Genomic DNA, 20,397 nt, shown 5'->3' with positions numbered 1-20,397 from the left:
GGGCATTTCGGATGCGCTGGTCGACAAGGGCGTCTCGGTGTTTCTCTGCAATGTCGAGGACGACCAGCGCCTCGGCCAGCTGCATGTCGATGCCATGCTGGACAAGCGCGTCGACGGCATCATCGCCACCGGCAAGCGCATCGATCGCCATCTGCCGGTCGATCTGTCCAATCTCGGCGTTCCCGTGATTTACGCCTTCACCCAGCCCGATCCCGACGCCATCGCTTTCGTATCTGACGATGCCGGCGGCGCGCGCCTGGCGGTCGAGCACTTTTGGCGGCTTGGCCGCCGCCGCATCGCTCATGTCACCGGGCCGGCGAGTTTTGCGGTGGTGCATGCGCGGGCACAGGCCTATCGTGACGTGCTGACCGAGAAAGGCTTGCCGGTCATGGAACCATTGCTCGGCTCGTGGTCGGAAGCGTGGGGTCACGAGGCGGTGAAGAAGCTCTTCGACGGCCAACTCTCCAAGGGTAGGGGCGAAAAGCCCGATGCCGTCTTTTGCGGCAACGACCAGATCGCGCGCGGCGTCATCGACGCGCTGCGCGAGCGCGGGCTTGATGTGCCTGATGATGTCGGTGTCATCGGTTTCGACAATTGGCAGATCGTGGCCGAGGCAACCCGCCCGCCGCTGACCTCCGTCGACATGAACCTGGCGGCACTCGGGCGCGAGGCCGGTCTTACACTTCTTTCGCTCGTCGGCGGCCAACCCGCCGCGCCGGGCATCCGAAAACTGCCGTGCCGGCTGGTGGTGCGTCAGTCATGCGGCCGTCCGCCGGACGGCTGAACCAAAAGCGCTGCGCGGGGAGCGCGGCCGAGGAAGAACCATGAGGAGGAGAACCATGAGGACCATCATTACCGGGCTCGCCTTTGCCGCGAGCATTTTTTCCACGCTGGCAACAGTCGCGCCGGCCGCCGCCGAGACCGCCAACATCTGGGTTCGCGCCGACGGCTCGAACTTCATGCCGCGCATCGTCGATGCCTTCAACAAGGGGCATGAGAACCAGGTCAAGCTGGACATCATTCCCAATGCCGAGATCATCCCGAAGTATGGCGCCGCCGCCGCCGGCGGCACAGCACCCGACGCGCTCTCGCTCGACCTGATCTACACGCCGTCCTTCGCTGCCGCCGGCCAGCTGGAAGACATCACCGACTGGGCGAAATCGCTGCCTTATTTCGCCAGCCTGTCGCCGGCGCATGTCAAGACCGGCACCTACAAGGACCGCATCTACGGGCTTCCGTTCTCCGCCGATAGTTCGGTGCTGATCTGGAACAAGAAGCTGTTCAAGCAGGCAGGGCTCGACCCTGAAAAAGGCCCGACCAACTGGGCCGAGATCGAAGCCGCCGCCGAGAAGGTCAACGCGCTCGGCGGTGACATAAAAGGCTTCTATTTCTCCGGCAATTGCGGCGGCTGCAACATCTTCACCTTCACGCCGCTGATCTGGGCCTCGGGCGGCGACATCCTCACCGAGGACGGCTCGAAGGCGACGCTCGACAGCCCGCAGCTGCGCGGCGCGATCGATCTTTACCGCTCGATGGTCAAAAAGGACCTGGTGCCTTCAGGTGCGCAGACCGACACCGGCTCCAACTTCTTTGCTGCGTTTGCCGGCGGCAATATCGGCATCTCGCCGTCCGGCGCCTTCGCCATCGGCGCGCTGAACACGCAATACCCAGATATCGACTACGGCGTCACCTTCCTGCCGGGCAAGGATGGCGGCTGGTCGTCCTTTGCCGGCGGCGACAATTTTGTCGTCACCAAGGGCACCACCAAGGTCGCGGTGGTGAAGGAGTTCCTCGATTTCGCCTATTCGCTCGAGGGCCAGACCATCCTGGCGAAATACGGTAGCCTTCCCGTGCGCGGCGACATCGCCAATGAGGCGCTGAAGGATCTCGACCCGCGCTACAAGGTTGCTGCCGAAGCCATGGCCAAGGGCCGCACGCCCTATTCGGTGGTGTTCAACGACCTGATCAACTCCGCCAACGGTCCGTGGAACCAGATGGTCAACGAGGTCTTCTTCGGCGAAGACGTCGACGGCGCCATCGCCAATGCGCAGGAAACCATGCAGTCGATCATCGACTCGGCGCCGCAGCAGTAGACGCCGGCTACCTCCCCCTCGAGGGGAGGTCGGACCGCAGGTCCGGGTGGGGTCGTTGCGGCAGTGCTCGACGTTCTCTTTGCGTTGGCGCGCGTCAGAGACGACCCCACCCCCGGCCTTCGGCCGGACCCTCCCCTCGAGGGGGAGGGGGACGTAGAGCCATGACCACCATCGCAGCAACCTCCGCCCCAGCGCGTCGCCGCAAACTGGTCGGCGCCGGCCGTCGGCAGTGGATCGGCCTGCTCTATGTCGCGCCGGCCGTCGCCCTTGTCGTCGTCTTTTTCATCGTCCCGCTCGGCATGACGGCGTGGATGTCGCTGCACAATTGGCCGCTGATGGGCGCGCACTCCTTCATTGGCCTCGACAATTACTGGGCGATCCTGCGCGACACCAGGTTCTGGAACGCGCTGCGTTTCACCGGCTATTACACGGTGGTGGTGACGATCGCGATCTTCGTCGTCGCCTTTCCGCTGGCGCTATTCATCGAGAGACCGCGGCAGATGACCGGCTTCTACCGGACATCCTTCTTCATGCCGGCCGTCATCGGTTTCGCCTCGGCCAGCCTGCTCTGGTCGTGGCTGCTCAATGTCGATTCCGGCCTGTTCAGCCCGGCCGCCTTCGAACTCGGCCTGACCGAAAAGAAGGTCAATCTGCTGGCGACGTTCCAGCCAGCGTTCTGGTCGATCATCGCCATGGTCGTCTGGAAGGTGGCGGGCTTCACCATGATCATCCTGATGACCGGCCTGCAATCCATCCCGTCGGATCTGCAGGAGGCGGCGATGATCGACGGGGCAGGGCCGCTGGCGCGGTTTCGCGCCATCACCCTGCCGCTGATGCGCCGCACGCTGGCGCTGGCGCTGATCCTGTCGGTTGCCGGCTCGGTCCTCGCCTTCGACCAGTTCTACATCATCCTGCGTGGCGGGCCGCGCAACCAGACGCTGACCGCCGTCTACTGGATTTTCAACCAGTCGTTCGTGTCGTTCAAGCTCGGCTATGGAGCCGCATTGTCGATGATCCTGCTGGTCATCCTGGTCGCGCTCAGCCTCATCCAGCTGCGGCTGCTCCGCCAACCGGAGGGCGTTGACTGATGGCGCAGGCACGCAGCCGCAAACGCCGCATCGGCATGCAGATCGCCGAGCACACGACGGGCATCATCGCCTCGGTGCTGTTCCTCGCGCCGATCGTCTGGACCGTGCTTTCAGCGTTCAAGCCGGCGCAGGAGTCGCGTAAGCCGCCGCTGCCGCCCTGGCCGACGACGGGCTTTTCGGTCGAGAACTACGCCACGCTCAACACGTTCGGCGACGGCCTCTGGCTGCCGGCGCAAAACAGCATCTATGTCTCTGTCATGACGGTGGTGCTGTCGGTAATCGTCAGCGTGCTGGCCGGCTACGGCTTCTCACGCTTCCGTTTTCCGCTGAAGAACCTGCTCTTCGTCGTCATCCTGTCGACGATCATGATCCCGTTCCAGTCGATCCTGACGCCGATCTTCCTGGTGCTGACCAAGATCGGCCTGCACAACACGCTGACCGGGCTGGTCTGCGTCTATGTCACGCTGCAGCTGCCGTTCTCGATCTTCATGATGCGCAACGCCTTCGACGCGGTTCCGCGCGAGATCGAGGAAGCCGCCCGCATGGACGGCGCCAACAATGTCACCATGCTGCTGAGGGTAATGCTGCCGCTGGTCTGGCCGGGCATCGTCACCATCGCGCTGTTCGCATTCCTCGGCGCCTGGAACGAGTTCCTGGCGGCGCTGGTGCTGATGACGGACCAGTCCAAATTCACGCTGCCGATCATGATGACGGCGCTGCAGTCCGGCCGCTTCGGCGCCATCGACTGGGGCGCGGTGCAGGCGGGCGTCACGGTGATGATGGTGCCATGCCTGGTGCTCTTCCTGTTGCTGCAGCGCTTCTACATCCGCGGCCTCATGGCAGGGGCCGTGAAGTAATCCCTATTCGAACGGAGTAAATTGATGACCGCATCGCAATCCGCCAAACCGGCCGCCAATCCGGGCAAGCCGAAGCTCGCCTTCCGTCCGCTGCCGGTGCCGCAGGTCGATATCAGAGGCTTCTGGGGCGACCGTGTCGATGCCGTCGCCACCAGGACCGCCGACATCCTCTATGACCGCTGCGTCGAGGCGCGCATGCTGGAGCAGATCGACCCCGACCGGCCATCGCCCGGCGTCGTCATTCCGTTCCACTCCCCATCGCCGGACGAAGCTGCCGCCGCCGGCAACGAGTTCACCGGCTCGACGGTGACGACCCAGATGTTCTGGGACTCAGATTGGGGCAAGACCATCGAGACCGCGGCCTATTCGCTCTACCGCCGCCGCAATGACGAGCTGGAGAAGAAGATCGACGCCGTCATCGACATGTACGGCAAGCTGCAGCAGCCCGACGGTTATCTCTCCAGCTGGTACCAGCGCATCCAGCCCGGCAAGCGGTGGACCAATCTGCGCGACTGCCACGAGCTCTATTGCGCCGGCCATCTGATCGAAGGCGCGGTCGCCTATTACCAGGCCACCGGAAAACGCAAGCTGCTCGACATCATGTGCCGCTATGCCGACCATATCGCCGAGACCTTCGGTCCCGAGCCCGGCAAGAAAAAGGGCTATTGCGGCCATGAGGAGATCGAGCTGGCGCTGGTCAAGCTCGCGCGGGTCACCGGCGAACAAAAGTACATGGACCTCGCCAAATACTTCATCGACCAGCGCGGGCTTGAGCCGCATTATTTCGACGAGGAGGCGCGTGCCCGCGGTGAAGACCCGAAGGCCTATCATTTCAAGACCTACGAATACAGCCAGTCGCACAAGCCGGTGCGCGAGCAGGACAAGGTTGTCGGCCATGCGGTGAGGGCGATGTATCTCTATTCCGGCATGGCCGATATCGCGACCGAATATGGCGACGACACGCTGCGGGTAGCGCTCGACCGGCTGTGGGACGATCTAATGACCAAGAACCTCTACATCACCGGCGGGCTCGGGCCGTCGTCGCACAATGAGGGCTTTACATCAGACTACGACCTGCCCAACGAAACCGCCTATGCCGAGACCTGCGCTTCGGTCGGCCTGGTATTCTGGGCCAGCCGCATGCTCGGCATGGGCCCCAACGCGCGCTATGCCGACATGATGGAGAGGGCGCTCTACAACGGCTCGATCTCGGGCCTGTCGCTCGACGGCTCGCTGTTCTTCTATGAAAATCCGCTGGAAAGCCGGGGCAAGCACAACCGCTGGAAATGGCATCGCTGCCCGTGCTGCCCGCCCAATATCGGCCGCATGGTCGCCTCGATCGGCAGCTACTTTTATGGCCTCTCGGACGACGCGCTGGCGATCCACCTCTATGGCGACAGCACGGCCCGCTTCGAGATATCAGGCCGGCAGATAGAGCTGATCCAGACCAGCAACTATCCATGGGACGGCGCGGTCTCGATTACGATCGAACCCGAGGCGCCGACCGAGTTCACCTTGCACCTGCGCCTGCCGGCCTGGTGCCGCAAGGCGGCGCTCAAGGTGAACGGGGAGGCAGTCGATCTGGAAGCTGTAACCAGCGACGACTACGCCGCAATCCGCCGCGAATGGCGCAAGGGCGATCAGGTCGAGCTCGATCTCGAAATGGCGGTCGACCGCCTCTACGCCAACCCGCAGGTGCGCCAGGATATCGGCCGCGTCGCGCTTGCCCGCGGTCCGCTGATCTATTGCGTCGAGGAGACCGACAATGCCGGTCAGTTGCACCGCATCGCTCTGCCACGGGCGGCAAAGATCGAGGCGCATAAGGAGCCCAACCTTCTGGGCGGCGTCGTAACGCTCTCGGCCGTCGCCAGCAAAGAGACTTCTGAAAACTGGCAGGAGGGACTCTACCGCACCGAACCGCCAGCGGTGGAGGAGACGAAAGTCAAAGCCGTTCCCTATTTCGCCTGGGATAACCGCGATCCCGGCGAGATGCTGGTTTGGCTGAGGGACTCCCGATCCGCGAACGCGGATCTTGAGCCGGCGAAAGGCATGTCTTGAATTTGCCCCGACGGCGCTAATTTAAAGGGGGAGAGTGGCGCCAGCCACTCGAGTGGGTGGAGGCAGAGTTGGCGCTCGAAGATGTCGCGCGTCCGAGCGCCGGCGGTCGCTCTATAGCCGTAGCCGTCGCGGCGGTGCCGTTGCTGTTCGTGATCAGCGGGCTGGCCATACGCTATGCGGCATTTTCTTCGGTATCGGAGGAAACAGGTTTCGCCGCTTATGCCCGTGCGCTCTGCCGGTGGGATTGCGCCTGGTACATTGGTATCAGCGAACTAGGTTATGAGCGCTTTCCCATCCCAAACCAAAGCAATGTCGGTCGCTGGGGCTTCTTTCCACTCTATCCGATGCTGGTGGCGGCAATCCGGGTTGTTTTCCCTTTCCAGACGATACTGGTCGCGACCGTCACCTCCATTGTTTGCAGCTACGCCGCCTGTCTGGTGGCATGGCCGCTGCTGGAGAAGAACATGCGGGCCTATGTGCTGTATTGCGCCTTTCTGCTCAGCGGCCCGTTCTCCTTCCACTTCACGACTTTCCTGACCGAACCTCTTTTCGTGCTGCTGACTTCGTGCGTTTTTCTGGCGCTCAAACGCTCCAGCTATCTGGCCGCGGGTGTCTCATCCGCGCTCCTGTCGGCGACGAGGCTCGTCGGGGTCCTTGTTGTGTTTGCGACCGTCATTCAAATGTTCAGGGAACACCGCGAGCAGGGCGGATCGGCGCTGTCTTTTCCGCGCTGGGTGCTTGGCCGGCCGGATCTGCTCGTCGCTATCTTCATCTCACCTGCCGGTTTGTTCGCTTACATCCTGTTTCTTTATCTTACGATCGGGGACGGCTTTGCGTTCTTGCATGTCCAGCGCGCATTTGGACGGGTAGCGGGCAATCCACTCGTCTTTTTATGGGACGGGCTCTCCGCCGTTCCGGCCACAGGATGGCTGCCCACGGCGCCGCAATGGAGCGCGCTGGCCGCAATCGCCGGATTGGCGCTGTCGGCGGTTCTGGCTGCCCGCAGGCAATATGGCGCTGCGCTGTTCTGTGCGCTCTGCATCATCCTGCCACTGATCACCAACCTGGCCTCGATGGTCAGATACGTCATCGGGCTTGCGCCTCTGACAATGTTGGTCGCCGTCCTGCTATCGGTGTCGAGGCTGACTTACCTAGCGGCTTTGGTTCTCTTCCTGGGCGCCTGTTACGTCATGACTGCGGCGTGGATCGGGGGCTACCTTGCCCTGGTCTGACACTCTAGTGCCTTACAGACGCGCCGCCTGGCTCAGCGGCTACGCGTTCGCGGCGGTTCTGGCCGGGTCCGAGATCGTCATCCTTGCGCTTGCTCTCAATCCGAACGTCAACGCCGACTATCGCGCCTATTACATCGATAAAACGACCACCTGCCTCAACCGCGATGCCATCGGCAGCTACACACTAGGCGAGACGGTATCGTTCCGCAGCGACGGCGCCAAACGGGCAGCCAGCATAAAGGTCTGCGGCTGGTCGGGGTCGGCAGGCGACGGCACCCATTCGCTGGGCGAGACCTCGCGGCTTCGCCTGGAGATACCGCCGCTCGGTCACGGCTTGGCTGCCACGCTGCAAATGGCCGCCGTCATTCGGCCACCACAGATCACCCAGAGGGTTGTGATCTCGGTGAACGGCGTTCGGGCGCAGGCAGTGACGCTGTCTGGCAAAGAACCACGAACGGTCTCGTTCGTCATTCCACCGGCGGCTCTCGGCGAGGCCAAGGCACTCGACATCGCCTTCGACTATCTCGACGGCATCCCGCAAACTCCGGCCGCCAGCAACATCTACAAGCGCTCCATCAAGCTAGTGTCGTTCCGGCTGGATGCTGTTGACACGGATTAGGTGGGGCGGTCGCCTTGCCGGCCGGGTCTTCGCTGCGCAAAAACCCATCGGTCGAGCATGAGAAGATTGATCGCTGGAATAAGCAAGCACGTAACCAGAACGGCAAAGATGGGCGACAGGCCGAGTTTCATCGTCAAAAGCGCCGGCACCCCATAAGCCATGCCGAAGCCTGTCGCCGTCAGCAGGAGAAAACGCGCAGCTTCCGATCGATGCGATCCGCTCGACATGAAGGTTACCGATTTGTGGGCGAGATACGAAAACACGGCGGCCGCGGCGTAAGCCGCAAGCGACGCTTGGACGGGCGTGACGCCGATCCATTCCGATTTGATCAAAACGGTAGCCAGGACAGCATAAAGGATCGTCGCAGCGATGCCGACCAGCCCGAAGCGCGCCAGCAGCTTCAGCCCGGCACCGGCGGTCGAACGGCCCTTAGACATGCGCGCTGCACGCATACTGGGCCCCGAGCGGTAGAGGAGCAAGCAGGCGCTCGAGTCTTCTGGCGAAGGGCCTGGCCGAGGGCAGCAGCAGGAAATGCTCGGATCGGATATCCCGAAAACCCGTCTCCTGAAAGAGGGACCTTGCTTTGGCCGCGTTGAGCAGGACCGCGTCCTGGTCGAATGGACACCGCAACACCGCAAGACGCGTCAGCAGATTATAGGGATTGTGCTCGATGATGCAGGCGACGCCGCCCGGCCGCACGACGCGCCGCATTTCCCGGAAGAAATCGAGCCAGGAGACAGGCGGAACGTGATGGACGACGCAACTGGCGAAAGCCAGATCGAACGCGCCGTCCTCATAAGGCAGGCGCAGCGTGATGCACGCGTGATAGGTCACACCTGGATTGTCCCGGCTGGCGCGCAGGATCGATTCCTCCGAGACGTCGCAGCCATCCAGGCTTTCGAACGCGCCTTCGAGATAAGGATGGAGCGAACCGACGCCGCAGCCGATATCCAGCGCCCGCACATTAGCCCCGCCCTGCCGAAGCCCTCGTTCGGCAACGAGACGCCGCAGCAGGTCGGCCTTGGCGATCAGAAAGAAGTCGTGCCTGAGGCCGGAAAACCGGATGGATCCTGCGACCGCCTCGCCATAATTTGATTTATAGCTGTCGAAGAGTTCGGCCATCAGCCGAGGCTCCATTCCTGGGTTTTCGAAGCGATCTTCGGCTCTCACCAAGAGGAGCGGCACGCATCGCCTTATCGAATCCGGTGACCCGATCGATCACGTAAAGCGGACGGCGTTTCACCTCGGCGTGGATACCGCCGACGTAAAGTCCGACCACGCCGGTCATGAAAAGATTGATGCCGCAAAGGAGCGACACGATCACCACGGTGGATGTCCAGCCGGCAATGATGCCGGTTTCAAAAATCCAGGCGAAGATGGCGTAAGCGCCGAACACTGCCGCAAGCGCGGAAATGGCCAATCCGCCCCACAGAGCCATGCGCAGCGGCTTCTCGGAGAAGCTGACGATGCCGTGAACGGCAAGGTGCATCATCTTCCAGAATGGGTATTTGGTCTGGCCCAGGGTCCGCGCCGGGCGTTCGAAAGGCACCGCCGTCTGCTTGAACCCCATCCAGGCGAACATGCCCCTGACGAAACGGTCGTGTTCGGGCATTTGCTTGAAGGTTTCCAGCGCCTTGCGGCCGACCAGGCGGAAATCGCCGACGTCGCGCGGGATGTCGACCGACGTCATTTTCTCCAGCAGGCGGTAGAAGAGACTCGCCGTAACGCGCTTGAACCAGGATTCGCCCTCACGCTTGACACGGCGGGCGTAGACGATCTCGAAACCTTCCTTCCACTTCGCCACCAGATCGAGAACCACCTCCGGCGGGTCTTGCAGGTCGGCATCCATGACGATGACCGCATCGCCCGCAGCCGCGTCCATGCCGGCCGTGATCGCGACCTGGTGGCCGAAATTGCGGGAAAGCTCGATCAGCCGGAAGCGCGGCTCGACGGCGACCGCGTTCCGAAGGTATTCGACGCTTCCATCGAGGCTTCCATCATCGACGAAGATCGCCTCAGCCTCTCCGTCCAACCGGCAGATCAGCGAACTGATCCGCTCGATCAGTCGAGGCAGGACCTGCTCTTCATTGTAGATGGGAAGGACCAGCGAGTACCGGGGCGGCGACACGTTCACCGCAGTCCTGATGCTTTGGATCACAGAGTCTCGCATGCGGTTGAAAATGGAACGCAAGCTACAAAGTTCCCAAGGGTACACAAGAAAATGCTAATTTAATGGTTTCGGGTAGATGCCGATCATGCGTGGAAAGGAGATAGGCGGCGTTACCGCAATCGAACGTCCGCATGTGATCGAGACACGGCGTCAAAGGGACTGTCGGCCGGTCCGAACCTGGCGCGAAGCAGTCTTTGAGGAACCGCTTCGGTCATGCCGCCTGAAGCCGATGTCTGCTGGCCGATCGATCTGCTTGCCACTTCTGCCATTGCACAAGCCACATCGGAACAATAGATGGTGCGGAGCGGCCGCCACTTATGTCAGGCGGAAAAACAGGACTATGCGCATGACCGATACGCTGGACTCAGCGAAATTGACCGACCGCGTCGCGGCCCTGGTCGAGGCGGCCAAACGGGCCGGAGCCGACGCCGCAGACGCGGTTGCGGTGCGCGGCCGCTCGACCGGCGTGTCGGTGCGGCTCGGCAAGGTCGAAGGGACCGAAGCGTCCGAGAGCGAGGATGTCTCGCTGCGCGTCTTCGTCGGCAAGCGGGTGGCGAGCGTCTCGGCAACCGCTGCCTCCGACCCGAAAGCGCTGGCCGAGCGCGCCGTGGCGATGGCCAAAGTGTCCCCTGAGGATCCCTATCAGGGCCTCGCCGATCCGGCCCTGCTGGTCGATAAGCCGCGCGACCTCGATTTGTTCGACGCGACGGAAGTTTCGGCCGACCAGTTGAAGGAAGCAGCGCTGGCCGCGGAAGCGGCCGCCCTTGCCGTCAAGGGCGTTACTAATTCGGCCGGCAGCGGCGCCAGTGCCGGGCTTGGCGGGTTGGTGCTCGCCACCTCGCACGGCTTTGTCGGCCACTATGTCGCGTCGCGCTTTTCGCGCTCGACCAGCGTCATCGCCGGCGAGGGCACCGGCATGGAGCGCGATTATGAATTCTCCTCGCGCCAGCATTATTCCGATCTCGACGCGCCTGAGGACATCGGCCGCAAGGCCGGCGAACGCGCCGCGCGGCGCATCGGCGCGCGCAAGGCGGCGACCGGCCCGGTCAATGTGGTGTTCGACCCGCGTGTCGCTCGCGGCATCGCCGGTCATCTCGCCGGCGCCATCAACGGCGCGTCCGTCGCGCGCAAGACCAGTTTTCTGCGCGACATGATGGGCAAGCAGGTGGCGGCGGCCGCGATCACCGTCACCGATGAGCCGCTGCGGCGCCGTGGCCAGGCGTCGCGTCCGTTTGACGGCGAAGGCATCGAGGGCGAAAGACTGCTCATGGTGGAGAAAGGCATTTTGAACCACTGGTTCCTGTCGACCTCGGTCGCGCGGGAATTGGGGCTGACCACCAACGGGCGCGGCTCACGCAACGGCTCCTCCGTCTCGCCATCGTCGACCAACCTCGCCATCGAGCCGGGCGAGCGGGCGCCCGAAGACCTCATCAAGTCGCTCAAATCAGGTTTTTACGTCACCGAAGTGTTCGGCCAGGGCGTCGATATGGTGACTGGCGAGTACAGCCGCGGCGCTTCCGGCTTCTGGATCGAGAATGGCGAGCTCGCCTATCCGGTTGCGGAAGTGACCATCGCCTCGAATTTGAAGACCATGTTCCTCAACATGGTTCCGGCGAGCGATCTCGATCGCAATTTCGGCACCGCCGCACCAACGCTGCTGATCGAAGGCATGACCCTTGCCGGAGCTTGACCAAGTCACCTCCGCCGATGCCCGCGAGGACTTGGCCCTGCTGCGCGACGCTGCCCGCGAGGCGGGCGTCATCGCCATGCGCTATTTCGGCAACAATCCGCAAGTGTGGATGAAGGGCGGCACCTCGCCGGTGAGCGAGGCCGATCACGCCGCCGACGCCTATCTGCGCGAGACCTTGCTTGCGGCACGTCCTGACTATGGCTGGCTCTCGGAGGAGACGGCCGACGATCCGGCAAGGCTTGCCGCCCGCCGCACCTTCGTCGTCGATCCAATCGACGGCACGCGCGGCTTTCTTGAAGGCCTTCGCACGTGGTGCGTCAGCGTCGCGGTGGTCGAGGACGGTCGCACGCTTGCCGGCGTGCTCGAATGTCCGGCCACGGAGGAGACCTATTGGGCGCTATCAGGTGAGGGGGCGTTCCTGAATGGCCGTCGCATTACCGTGCGCCGCCCGGCAGCGATGGTCGAAATCGGCGGGCCGAAGCCATTGGTCGGCCTGTTGCCGGCGGAATGGCAGGGCCGGCTGAACCGCGTGCCCTATATTCCCTCGCTCGCGTACCGGCTGGCGATGGTCGCCAATGGCATGCTCGACGCAACCTTCGTCAAACCCAACGCACATGACTGGGATATCGCCGCGGCGGACCTCATCTTGCGCGAGGCCGGCGGCGCATTGCTCGACCAGAAGGGCCGCGCACCGCGCTATGCCGGCGAAGTGATCAGCCACGGCGCCCTGGTTGCCGGCAGCGGCGAACTGCTCGCCGTCCTCTCCGGCATCATCGCCGGGCAGGACAGTTGAACATATCATCAATGGTTCCAAAGTCGGCGGCTTTGGTCTAGACCTGTCACAAACTCACGATATGTGAAGGACCGACATGACCGCGGAAGACGGAAAGAAGCAGCTTTTGCACCTGGTGTTCGGCGGCGAACTGAAGACGCTGGGCGGGACCGAATTCCGTGATCTCGACGCGCTCGACATCGTCGGCATCTATCCGGACTATCAATCCGCGCAGACGGCATGGAAGGCCAAGGCCCAGGCCAGCGTGGACAATGCTCATATGCGGTATTTCGTCGTTCACCTGCACCGGTTGCTCGACCCCGACACCAAGGCTGCCGATTGAAATCGATGGATCATGAAGCGGTGAAAGGATCGGCCACGAGGTCTGGAGTCAGGAGGCATCCTAGCGGCACCCCGCGGACATTCTGGCGCAAGATTCGCGAACCGCTGGCGCAATCGCGATTTGTCAAGAACGCCATCGCCAGCCTATTTGCGCAGTTCGTTCGTCTGATCCGCCTGACCAACCGCGTTGTCGACGGATCGGCGCAGATATCGGGTGGCGCTTACTCGCAATTCGAGCCGGGCATCATTGCGCTGTGGCACGGCCAGCATCTTCTGACCCCTGCCTACTACCCCAAGGGAAGGCCGCTGGTCGCCATGGTATCGCGCAGTGCCGATGCTGAGCTCAACGCGCTGATGATCGAGAAATTCGGTATCGAGGCGGTGCGCGGCTCGGGCGGACGCGAAGGCGCGAAGCATCTCGACAAGGGCGGCGCCAAGGCGCTGATTGCCCTGAAAAAGTCGCTCGCCACCGGCAAGAACGTCGCCATGATCGCTGATATTCCTCATGGCACGCCGCGCGACGCGGGGCTTGGCATCGTTCTCTTGGCGCGGCTCTCGGGCCGGCCGATCCTGCCCGCGGCAATCGCCACCAGCCGCCGTAAGGTGCTGGAGCGCAGCTGGGACAAGACCACGATCAATCTGCCGTTCGGCCGCTCGTCGATCGTCGTGGGAACGCCGGTGTTCGTTCCGGCCAATGCGGATGAGGCCGAAATGGAACGCAAGCGCCAGGAGGTCACGGCCGCGCTCAACGCCGCAACCGCCGAGGCCTATCGCCTCGTGGATGGCTCGAAATGAGCGGGCGCTGGGCGCGCACCTTCCTGACGGCGTATCGTTTCGCGGGCGCAGCCGCCTATCCGCTGATTGGTCCTTATGTTGCCTGGCGCACCTCCAGGGGCAAGGAGGACCGAATTCGCCGGCGCGAGCGCTATGGCATCGCCGGGCGCGAGCGTCCCGAAGGGCCGGTGATCTGGATCCATGCGGCGAGCGTCGGCGAGACCATCGCCGTCGTGCCGCTGGTCGAGAGCATCCTCGACTACGGCGTCAACATCGTGCTGACGACGGGCACTGTCACCTCCGCTCAGGTTGCCGACGAACGGCTCGGCGACCGCATCATCCACCAATATGTGCCGCTCGACCTCAAGCCGGCGGTCAGCCGCTTCCTCGACCATTGGCGGCCGGATCTGGCGATCATCGCCGAATCGGAGATCTGGCCGATGACCATCCTGGAGCTCGGCGCGCGCCGTGTGCCGCAAGTGTTGGTCAATGGCAGGCTGTCGGACCGTTCGTTCAAATCCTGGAAGAAGCGCGCCAACATCGCCGAGGCGCTGTTCGAGAATCTCGCCCATGTTGTCGCCCAGTCGGAAATCGACGGCGAGCGCTTCCTCTCGCTCGGCGCCCGGCCGGTCACCGTATCCGGCAATCTCAAGGTCGACACGACGCCGCCGCCGGCCGATGAAAGGGCGTTGTACACGCTGAAACGCCAGATCGGCGTCCGTCCGACCTGGGCGGCAATCTCGACCCATGACGGCGAGGAAGTGGTCGCCGCCGAGGTTCACGCGATGCTGCACAAGCGTCACCACGGTCTTTTGACGATCGTCGTGCCTCGCCATCCCGATCGCGCCGAAGCGCTTGCCGCGCAGATTTCCGGCATGGGCCTGAAAGTCGCTCGGCGCAGCAAGGGCGAAAGAATCACCGCCGACACGGACATTCTGCTTGGCGACACGATCGGCGAGATGGGGCTTTATCTCAGGCTGACGGAGATTGCCTTCGTCGGCCGTTCGCTCACCTCCGAGGGCGGCCAGAATCCGCTGGAGCCGGCCATGCTCGACACCGCGGTGCTGGCCGGCCGCAATGTCCAGAATTTTCGCGAGACCTATCAGCGCCTGCTCGACAGCGGCGGCGCCAAGTTGGTGCGCGACCGCGACATGCTGGCCGGCGCCGTCAATTTCCTTTTGAGCAACGAGGTGGCTCGCCACGAAATGATGGCAGCCGGTGCGGCGACCGTCGACGAGATGCGCGGCGCGCTGGCGCTCACGTTGAAGTCGCTTGAGCCCTATATTCAGCCGTTGGTCGTCAAGTCGCGCCTCAAGGGCGCCAACGGCCGCTAAGGTGGCCAGCGAAGCGCCACCCTTCTGGTGGGAAGAACCGGACTGGCGCGCGCTGGCGCTGACGCCGCTGTCCGCGATCTATGCCCTCATTGCCGGCCGCCGCATGCGCTCGGCGGCGCGCGAAAAGGTCGAGGCGCCGGTGCTGTGTGTCGGCAACTTTACCGTCGGCGGTACCGGCAAGACGCCGGTGGCGATCGCGCTCGCCGGACAGGCCAGGCGCATGCATCTCAATCCCGGCTTCCTGTCGCGCGGCCATGGCGGCTCCTTCGCGCAGCCGCATGTCGTCGATCCGCATCACGACGCCGCCAAGCATGTCGGCGACGAGCCGCTGCTTTTGGCCGAGCACGCGCCGGTCGCGGTCACGCCGAACCGGGCCGCCGGCGCGCGTCTTCTGCTGGAAAAGCATGGCTGTGATTTCCTGATCATGGATGACGGCTTCCAGAGCGCGCGCATCCATATCGATTACGCGCTGGTCGTCGTCGACGCGCGCTACGGCGTCGGCAACGGCCGCGTCATTCCTGGCGGTCCGCTCAGGGCTGGTATCGTCGACCAGCTGGTTTTCACCAGCGCGCTGCTGAAGATGGGCGAGGGCCTTGCTGCCGATGCGGTCGTCCGCCAGGCGGCGCGCGCCGGCCGGCCGATCTTCGAGGCGCGCACCCGGCCAAGCAGGACGGCGGGGCTGGTCGGCAAGCGATTTCTGGCCTTTGCCGGCATCGGTCATCCCGACAAATTCTTCGACACGGTCCGTGAGGCCGGCGGCCAAGTCGTGTTGACCCGGTCGTTTCCAGACCATCATTTCTATGGTGAGGACGAGCTTGCCGAACTGGCAACGACAGCGCGAGGTGCCGGACTTGCCCTCATCACCACCGCCAAGGACGCCGCCCGGCTGCGCCACGATGCTGCGCCTGCCGAGTTCCTCGGGCAGCTCGATGTGCTTGAAATCGACACCGTGTTCGATCCCGACCACGTGCCCGAACGCATCATCGACGAGACGCTGGATGCCTGGCGGCAGCGCAAGCTGAAGGGGTGACTTTGGAGCCGATCCGGAAGCTGGTTTAGCGCCGGCTGCGCAATTCGGGATGTGCCTCGATCTCGCGGCGCAGCGAGGCCGCAGCACTGACATAGGGCTCCTGCCTGGCGACGCTCCAGTATTTGAGCTCATCGAGCGGGATGCTTTCGCCGGTGACCGCGCAGCGCACGAAGGCGCCGGGGCTGGTCACCTGGAAGTCGCCGTCTAGGTAGCGGATACGGGCTTCCTTGCCGCCGGGGCCTTCGAAACGGTTCATCATGACATGGAGCCAAGGTTCATGACGATGTCATCGCCACAAATTGCCGGCAAGGTCAAGCTTGGAGCGAGACAAGGTTGGGTTTAGTCGGCTCCGTTTCGGACGACAACCAGCCGAGTAAGCCGGCAAAGTGGATGCCTGGCATCTTACTGCTCAGCTACGATGAAATCCTCGATCTTTTCCGCCGCCAGCCCGGCCTGGAGCGCGATGCGCCGGGCAAGCTCGGCAGCGGCGGCGCGCGGTCGCCCCATAGGCCGGTCGAGCCAGTAGGATATCGGACTGAGAACGATGCGGTCGTCGACGGCGACGATGCGGCCTGACTTCAGTTGATGCTCGGTCATCGGTGGCCGCGCCAGCGCGATGCCGAGGCCGTGAGTGGCAGCATCGAGCACCAGATTGTAATCCTCGAAGCGCCGGTCCTGCGGGCGCGGCCGATAGTCGATGTCCTGCGCGGCAAACCAGGCGCGCCAGGCCGAGGCGTCCGAATCGTTGATCAGCGGGAATTTGAGCAGCCGGGCAGGGTCGCCACGACCGATCTCCTTGGCGAGCTCCGGCGAGGCGACGGGGAAAACATGTTCCTCGAAAAGCTGCACCGAGACGCGGCCGGGGATGCGGCCGCGTCCGCAGCGAATCGACAGATCAATACCTTCGTCGGCGAGATCCGCCTGGCGGATATCGACGTCGAGCACGATGCGCAGCTTGGACGGGTTGTTTTCCAGCGCCGCCATGCGCGGCATCAGCCACAGCCCGCTGACCGAGGGGATCGAGGTCAGCCGCACCACGGCGGTGCCGCGCGGCTCGATCCAGCGGTCCGAATTGCTGGATATCAGCGCGAAGGCCTCAGTGGTGCGCAGATGCAGCCGGTTGCCTTCGATCGTCAGCGAAACGCCGCGCGCGCCGCGATCGAACACTTTCAGCCCGAGCCAGTCCTCGAGCTTGGCGATCTGCCGGCTGACGGCGCCATGGGTGAGGTTGAGTTTTTCGGCAGCGGCCGAAAAGCTGCCCGTCCGCGCCGCGGCGTCGAAGGCGCGCAGGGTTTCAAGCGGCAGCATCGCGTCTGAGCTGTGATCCATAATCACAGCTGACTCTCGATTTGGTCGTTTGTCAACCGGTCAGGAAAGGCGTTTTGTGTGTTTGAGCATATGAAACGCGAGAGAAATGAAATGAGCGCCTATACCGGAACGTTGAATTCGACACAGCGGATGGACACCACGGCAGCCATTGCGGTGGCGCTGACGGTGGTCGGTTGGGCGTCCGCCTTCCCGGCGATCCGCGCCGGCCTCGCCGCCTTCGGGCCGCTGGAACTCGGCGCGCTGCGCTTTGCCATCGCGGCGGTGCCAGCGGCGATCTTCCTCGCCGTCAAGCGGCCGGCGCTGCCAAAGCTCGACGAATTATGGCGCTTTGTCTTCGGCGGCGCCGTCTTCGTCGCGCTCTACACGGCAATGCTCAATTTCGGCGAACTGACCGTTTCGGCGGGTGCTGCCGGCTTCATCATCAATGTCAGCCCGATCTTCACCGCCATCATGGCGATGGCGCTGCTCGGCGAACGCTTCTCAGGCCTGGCCTGGGCAGGCACAGCCATCTCCTTCGCCGGCATCGGCATCATTGCCATGGGCGAGGGGCAGGGCCTGCATTTCAACACCGGCGCGCTGCTCGTGCTGGGTTCAGCGCTGTGCTCGGCCGTCAACACCATCGTCCAGAAGCCACTGTTTGCCCGCCACCACCCGCTGACCATTGCCGCCTCCAACATGGTGCTCGGCGCGCTCTGCCTGGCGCCGTTCCTGCCAAGCGGCCTCGCGCAGGCGGCAGTTGCCGATACCGCCGGGCTTAGCGCCGTCATCTTTCTCGGCATCGTGCCGAGCCTCATCGCCTACGCCGCCTGGGCAACAGCACTTTCCCGGCTGCCGGCGGCGCGTGCCTCGAACTTCCTCTATCTGGTTTCGCCGGTGGCGACGCTGATCGGCTTCTTCTGGCTGGGCGAGGTACCAACACTGCTCGGCATTTTCGGTGGAGCGCTGGCGCTTGGCGGCGTGATCGTGGTGAATTTGAAGAGGTGATTACATCAAATGCTTGACCGCCGACCACACATGGCAGCTAATCCTGATTAGGAATGGGGCGCCAGCAGTGAGCTTAGAATGCCCAAGACGTTTTTTCGGGATGCGTCAACGTTTCGCCCAATAGCGGCCGGTTACGGTAGCTGTATCGCGTCAGATCGCATTACCGTAGATGGCGCTCTAGTCGGCTATCTGTATCGTGAAACACCAGACGGTCCAATTGATAGCGGCTGGCGATTTTTTTCTGGTGACGAATCTGACGAATATGTCAACAATCCAAATAACTTAAGCCTATTCGACGTTAACACAATTGCGAACTACGACCCGCTCATTACCACTTGTCTAGAGGCGCCTTGCGGAAGTGCCTTTTTTCGAAGTGAGGGGAAGTTTGTCTATGAGAAGTTCGCCTCCCAAAATGAGGCCTAGAGCCGTCCATTTGGGGGAGGCCGCTCAATGCAGTCCCCCCTTCACCGCCTCCCGAACAGCCGCTCGATATCAGCAAGCTTGAGCTCGATATAGGTCGGGCGGCCGTGGTTGCAGGTGCCGGAGCCCGGCGTCGCCTCCATCTGGCGCAGCAGCGCGTTCATCTCCTCGGGCTTGAGCAGGCGGCCGGAACGCACCGAGCCGTGGCAGGCCATGGTCGCGGCGATCCTGTCCAACCGTTCCTTCAGCGTATCGACCGTGTCGTTGTCAGCGATCTCGTCGGCAAGGTCGCGCACCAGCTGCTGGACGTTGGTTTCGCCGAGCATCGACGGCGTCTCGCGCACGGCGACCGCACCCGGGCCGAAGCGCTCGACGGCGAGGCCGAAGCGGGCCAGCGTTTCGGAATGCATGGCGAGCCGCTCGGCATCCTCTTCCGGCAGGTCGACGATCTCCGGCAGCAACAGCATCTGCGACGGCACGGCGCGCGCATGCAGCGCGTTCTTCAGCGCCTCGTAGACCAGCCGCTCATGCGCTGCATGCTGGTCGACGATGACAAGCGAATCCCTGGTCTGCGCGACGATGTAGTTCTCGTGCACCTGGGCGCGTGCGGCACCCAGCACCGTGCCAAGCAGCGTCTCCGCCGTCTCAGTCTGTCCGGCACGCGCGTCGGCGCTGTGAAGCGGGCCGGCGTCGAACGCCGCTTGATCGTTTTCGCCGAAGCCGCCATTTCTGAATTCGGTGTTTTCAAACCCCATGTCCAGCGGCCGTTGCGGCGAGCGGGCCGGGTCGAAACCGGCAGAGCCGGAGGCACGGTACGCCGCCTCGTAGCTGCGGTGGCCGTTGGCCGGTCCTGAATGGGCGTAGGACGCCGCGCCCGGCCGGAATGCCGCCATCATGCCGGCTGCCCCTGATGTGGCGGCACGGATGCCGGCATTGGCCAATGCTTCGCGGATGGCGCCGACGATCAGCCCTCGCACCAATCCCGGATCGCGGAAGCGTACGTCGGCCTTGGCCGGATGGACATTGACGTCGACGATGGCCGGATCGAGCGTCAGGAACAGCACAGTCACCGCATGGCGATCGCGCGGCAGCACGTCGGCGAAGGCGCCACGGATGGCGCCGGCAATCAATTTATCGCGCACCGGCCGGCCATTGACATAGGCATATTGCTGCAGCGCGTTGGCACGGCTGAACGACGGGATCGAGACGTGACCGGCCAGATGCACGCCATCGCGCACGGCGTCGATGGCGATGGCATTCTCCGGAAAGTCGCCGCCCATCACTTGCGCGACGCGGCGCAGCCGGCCTTCCGGGCTGTCGTCGGTCGCCGGCAGCTCCAGTGTCGAGCGGTCGGAGCCGGCCAGCGTGAAGCGCACGGCGGGGAAGGCGATGGCAATGCGCTTGATCACGTCGCTTGTCGCCGAGCTTTCGGCGCGCTCGCCTTTCATGAATTTGAGCCGCGCCGGCGTGGCGAAGAACAGGTCGCGCACCTCGACCGTGGTGCCGCGATTGGCGGCCGCCGGCTTGACGGCGGACACGCGGCCACCCTCGATGCCGATCTCGGCGGCGGTGTCGCCGTTGGCCGTGCGCGAGCGGATCGACAGC

Annotated in this window: 21 protein-coding genes; 15 read left to right on the top strand and 6 right to left on the bottom strand. The window is 63.7% G+C overall.

Annotated features, from left to right (window positions below):
- From EOC93_RS08595 to EOC93_RS08565, 7 genes are all read left to right on the top strand, one after another.
- Window positions 1–784 (top strand): LacI family DNA-binding transcriptional regulator (locus EOC93_RS08595; protein ID WP_164759078.1); only part of this gene is annotated, 784 nt, incomplete at its 5' end.
- A 55-nt stretch (window positions 785–839) separates the two neighbouring features.
- Window positions 840–2,093 carry a sugar ABC transporter substrate-binding protein gene (locus tag EOC93_RS08590; protein ID WP_127204372.1) on the top strand — a complete coding sequence of 418 codons (1,254 nt, stop codon included), beginning with the start codon at window positions 840–842 and terminating at the stop codon, window positions 2,091–2,093.
- A 161-nt stretch (window positions 2,094–2,254) separates the two neighbouring features.
- Window positions 2,255–3,181 (top strand): sugar ABC transporter permease, encoded by a 927-nt coding sequence (locus EOC93_RS08585; protein ID WP_127204371.1) that lies wholly within the window; start codon window positions 2,255–2,257, stop codon window positions 3,179–3,181.
- Window positions 3,181–4,038, top strand: coding sequence for a carbohydrate ABC transporter permease (locus EOC93_RS08580; RefSeq protein ID WP_127204370.1), 858 nt, complete (start codon window positions 3,181–3,183; stop codon window positions 4,036–4,038). The genes EOC93_RS08585 and EOC93_RS08580 overlap by 1 nt, the downstream gene beginning before the upstream one ends.
- Before the next feature lie 24 nt (window positions 4,039–4,062).
- Window positions 4,063–6,096, top strand: coding sequence for a glycoside hydrolase family 127 protein (locus tag EOC93_RS08575; RefSeq protein ID WP_127204369.1), 2,034 nt, complete (start codon window positions 4,063–4,065; stop codon window positions 6,094–6,096).
- A 68-nt stretch (window positions 6,097–6,164) separates the two neighbouring features.
- Window positions 6,165–7,328, top strand: coding sequence for a hypothetical protein (locus tag EOC93_RS08570; RefSeq protein WP_127204368.1), 1,164 nt, complete (start codon window positions 6,165–6,167; stop codon window positions 7,326–7,328).
- A gap of 7 nt (window positions 7,329–7,335) precedes the next feature.
- Window positions 7,336–7,947 (top strand): hypothetical protein, encoded by a 612-nt coding sequence (locus tag EOC93_RS08565; RefSeq protein WP_245461412.1) that lies wholly within the window; start codon window positions 7,336–7,338, stop codon window positions 7,945–7,947.
- On the opposite strand, the gene EOC93_RS08560 is transcribed toward EOC93_RS08565, so the two are convergent.
- Genes EOC93_RS08560 through EOC93_RS08550 form a run of 3 tightly spaced genes read right to left on the bottom strand, consistent with a single transcriptional unit; the run spans window position 7,944 to window position 10,117 of the window.
- Complete coding sequence (locus EOC93_RS08560) at window positions 7,944–8,384, bottom strand: GtrA family protein (RefSeq protein WP_245461411.1); 441 nt, start codon at window positions 8,382–8,384, stop codon at window positions 7,944–7,946. The genes EOC93_RS08565 and EOC93_RS08560 overlap by 4 nt on opposite strands.
- Window positions 8,377–9,069: a class I SAM-dependent methyltransferase gene (locus tag EOC93_RS08555; protein ID WP_127204365.1), complete on the bottom strand. Its 693-nt coding sequence runs from the start codon at window positions 9,067–9,069 to the stop codon at window positions 8,377–8,379. Before EOC93_RS08555 ends, EOC93_RS08560 begins: the two co-directional genes overlap by 8 nt.
- On the bottom strand, window positions 9,044–10,117 hold the full coding sequence (locus EOC93_RS08550) for a glycosyltransferase family 2 protein (RefSeq protein WP_127204373.1): 1,074 nt from the start codon (window positions 10,115–10,117) through the stop codon (window positions 9,044–9,046). The genes EOC93_RS08555 and EOC93_RS08550 overlap by 26 nt, the downstream gene beginning before the upstream one ends.
- A 346-nt stretch (window positions 10,118–10,463) precedes the next feature.
- Between EOC93_RS08550 and EOC93_RS08545 the strand changes: the two genes are divergently transcribed.
- From EOC93_RS08545 to lpxK, 6 genes are all read left to right on the top strand, one after another.
- The gene (locus tag EOC93_RS08545) at window positions 10,464–11,807 is read left to right on the top strand and encodes a TldD/PmbA family protein (protein WP_127204364.1); all 1,344 of its coding nucleotides are present in this window, start codon (window positions 10,464–10,466) and stop codon (window positions 11,805–11,807) included.
- Complete coding sequence (locus EOC93_RS08540) at window positions 11,794–12,600, top strand: 3'(2'),5'-bisphosphate nucleotidase CysQ (RefSeq protein WP_095485660.1); 807 nt, start codon at window positions 11,794–11,796, stop codon at window positions 12,598–12,600. The genes EOC93_RS08545 and EOC93_RS08540 overlap by 14 nt, the downstream gene beginning before the upstream one ends.
- A gap of 76 nt (window positions 12,601–12,676) precedes the next feature.
- Window positions 12,677–12,922 carry a DUF4170 domain-containing protein gene (locus EOC93_RS08535; RefSeq protein WP_095485661.1) on the top strand — a complete coding sequence of 82 codons (246 nt, stop codon included), beginning with the start codon at window positions 12,677–12,679 and terminating at the stop codon, window positions 12,920–12,922.
- Between the two features lie 5 nt (window positions 12,923–12,927).
- Window positions 12,928–13,716, top strand: coding sequence for a lysophospholipid acyltransferase family protein (locus EOC93_RS08530; RefSeq protein WP_095485662.1), 789 nt, complete (start codon window positions 12,928–12,930; stop codon window positions 13,714–13,716).
- The gene (waaA, locus tag EOC93_RS08525) at window positions 13,713–15,029 is read left to right on the top strand and encodes a lipid IV(A) 3-deoxy-D-manno-octulosonic acid transferase (RefSeq protein ID WP_095485663.1); all 1,317 of its coding nucleotides are present in this window, start codon (window positions 13,713–13,715) and stop codon (window positions 15,027–15,029) included. Before EOC93_RS08530 ends, waaA begins: the two co-directional genes overlap by 4 nt.
- Before the next feature lies 1 nt (window position 15,030).
- Complete coding sequence (gene lpxK / locus EOC93_RS08520; RefSeq protein ID WP_126106990.1) at window positions 15,031–16,059, top strand: tetraacyldisaccharide 4'-kinase; 1,029 nt, start codon at window positions 15,031–15,033, stop codon at window positions 16,057–16,059.
- Window positions 16,060–16,084: 25 nt separating this feature from the next.
- On the opposite strand, the gene EOC93_RS08515 is transcribed toward lpxK, so the two are convergent.
- Window positions 16,085–16,318 (bottom strand): DUF2093 domain-containing protein, encoded by a 234-nt coding sequence (locus EOC93_RS08515; protein WP_027153867.1) that lies wholly within the window; start codon window positions 16,316–16,318, stop codon window positions 16,085–16,087.
- A gap of 143 nt (window positions 16,319–16,461) precedes the next feature.
- Window positions 16,462–17,388, bottom strand: coding sequence for a LysR substrate-binding domain-containing protein (locus EOC93_RS08510; RefSeq protein WP_126106989.1), 927 nt, complete (start codon window positions 17,386–17,388; stop codon window positions 16,462–16,464).
- 90 nt (window positions 17,389–17,478) lie between these two features.
- Between EOC93_RS08510 and EOC93_RS08505 the strand changes: the two genes are divergently transcribed.
- Together EOC93_RS08505 and EOC93_RS08500 are read left to right on the top strand one after the other, a co-directional pair.
- Window positions 17,479–18,372, top strand: a complete 894-nt coding sequence (locus EOC93_RS08505) for a DMT family transporter (RefSeq protein ID WP_126106988.1) — start codon at window positions 17,479–17,481, stop codon at window positions 18,370–18,372.
- 78 nt (window positions 18,373–18,450) lie between these two features.
- Window positions 18,451–18,795 (top strand): DUF2185 domain-containing protein, encoded by a 345-nt coding sequence (locus tag EOC93_RS08500; RefSeq protein WP_126106987.1) that lies wholly within the window; start codon window positions 18,451–18,453, stop codon window positions 18,793–18,795.
- 41 nt (window positions 18,796–18,836) lie between these two features.
- On the opposite strand, the gene mutL is transcribed toward EOC93_RS08500, so the two are convergent.
- On the bottom strand, window positions 18,837–20,397 hold a 1,561-nt coding region (gene mutL, locus EOC93_RS08495; RefSeq protein WP_245461410.1), incomplete at its 5' end, for a DNA mismatch repair endonuclease MutL.

Origin of the sequence: Mesorhizobium sp. M6A.T.Ce.TU.002.03.1.1, assembly GCF_003997275.1 — a bacterium.
GTDB lineage: Bacteria > Pseudomonadota > Alphaproteobacteria > Rhizobiales > Rhizobiaceae > Mesorhizobium > Mesorhizobium mediterraneum.
This window is presented reverse-complemented; position numbering and strand designations above follow the sequence as displayed.

Excerpts from the sequence above, each read along its gene's own strand:
- EOC93_RS08590 (WP_127204372.1), top strand. The coding sequence starts at position 840 with ATGAGGACCATCATTACCGGGCTCGCCTTTGCCGCGAGCATTTTTTCC.
- EOC93_RS08585 (WP_127204371.1), top strand. The coding sequence starts at position 2,255 with ATGACCACCATCGCAGCAACCTCCGCCCCAGCGCGTCGCCGCAAACTG.
- EOC93_RS08580 (WP_127204370.1), top strand. The coding sequence starts at position 3,181 with ATGGCGCAGGCACGCAGCCGCAAACGCCGCATCGGCATGCAGATCGCC.
- EOC93_RS08575 (WP_127204369.1), top strand. The coding sequence starts at position 4,063 with ATGACCGCATCGCAATCCGCCAAACCGGCCGCCAATCCGGGCAAGCCG.
- EOC93_RS08560 (WP_245461411.1), bottom strand. The coding sequence starts at position 8,384 with ATGTCTAAGGGCCGTTCGACCGCCGGTGCCGGGCTGAAGCTGCTGGCG.
- EOC93_RS08555 (WP_127204365.1), bottom strand. The coding sequence starts at position 9,069 with ATGGCCGAACTCTTCGACAGCTATAAATCAAATTATGGCGAGGCGGTC.
- EOC93_RS08550 (WP_127204373.1), bottom strand. The coding sequence starts at position 10,117 with ATGCGAGACTCTGTGATCCAAAGCATCAGGACTGCGGTGAACGTGTCG.
- EOC93_RS08545 (WP_127204364.1), top strand. The coding sequence starts at position 10,464 with ATGACCGATACGCTGGACTCAGCGAAATTGACCGACCGCGTCGCGGCC.
- EOC93_RS08535 (WP_095485661.1), top strand. The coding sequence starts at position 12,677 with ATGACCGCGGAAGACGGAAAGAAGCAGCTTTTGCACCTGGTGTTCGGC.
- EOC93_RS08530 (WP_095485662.1), top strand. The coding sequence starts at position 12,928 with ATGGATCATGAAGCGGTGAAAGGATCGGCCACGAGGTCTGGAGTCAGG.
- waaA (WP_095485663.1), top strand. The coding sequence starts at position 13,713 with ATGAGCGGGCGCTGGGCGCGCACCTTCCTGACGGCGTATCGTTTCGCG.
- EOC93_RS08515 (WP_027153867.1), bottom strand. The coding sequence starts at position 16,318 with ATGATGAACCGTTTCGAAGGCCCCGGCGGCAAGGAAGCCCGTATCCGC.
- EOC93_RS08510 (WP_126106989.1), bottom strand. The coding sequence starts at position 17,388 with ATGGATCACAGCTCAGACGCGATGCTGCCGCTTGAAACCCTGCGCGCC.
- EOC93_RS08505 (WP_126106988.1), top strand. The coding sequence starts at position 17,479 with ATGAGCGCCTATACCGGAACGTTGAATTCGACACAGCGGATGGACACC.
- EOC93_RS08500 (WP_126106987.1), top strand. The coding sequence starts at position 18,451 with ATGCCCAAGACGTTTTTTCGGGATGCGTCAACGTTTCGCCCAATAGCG.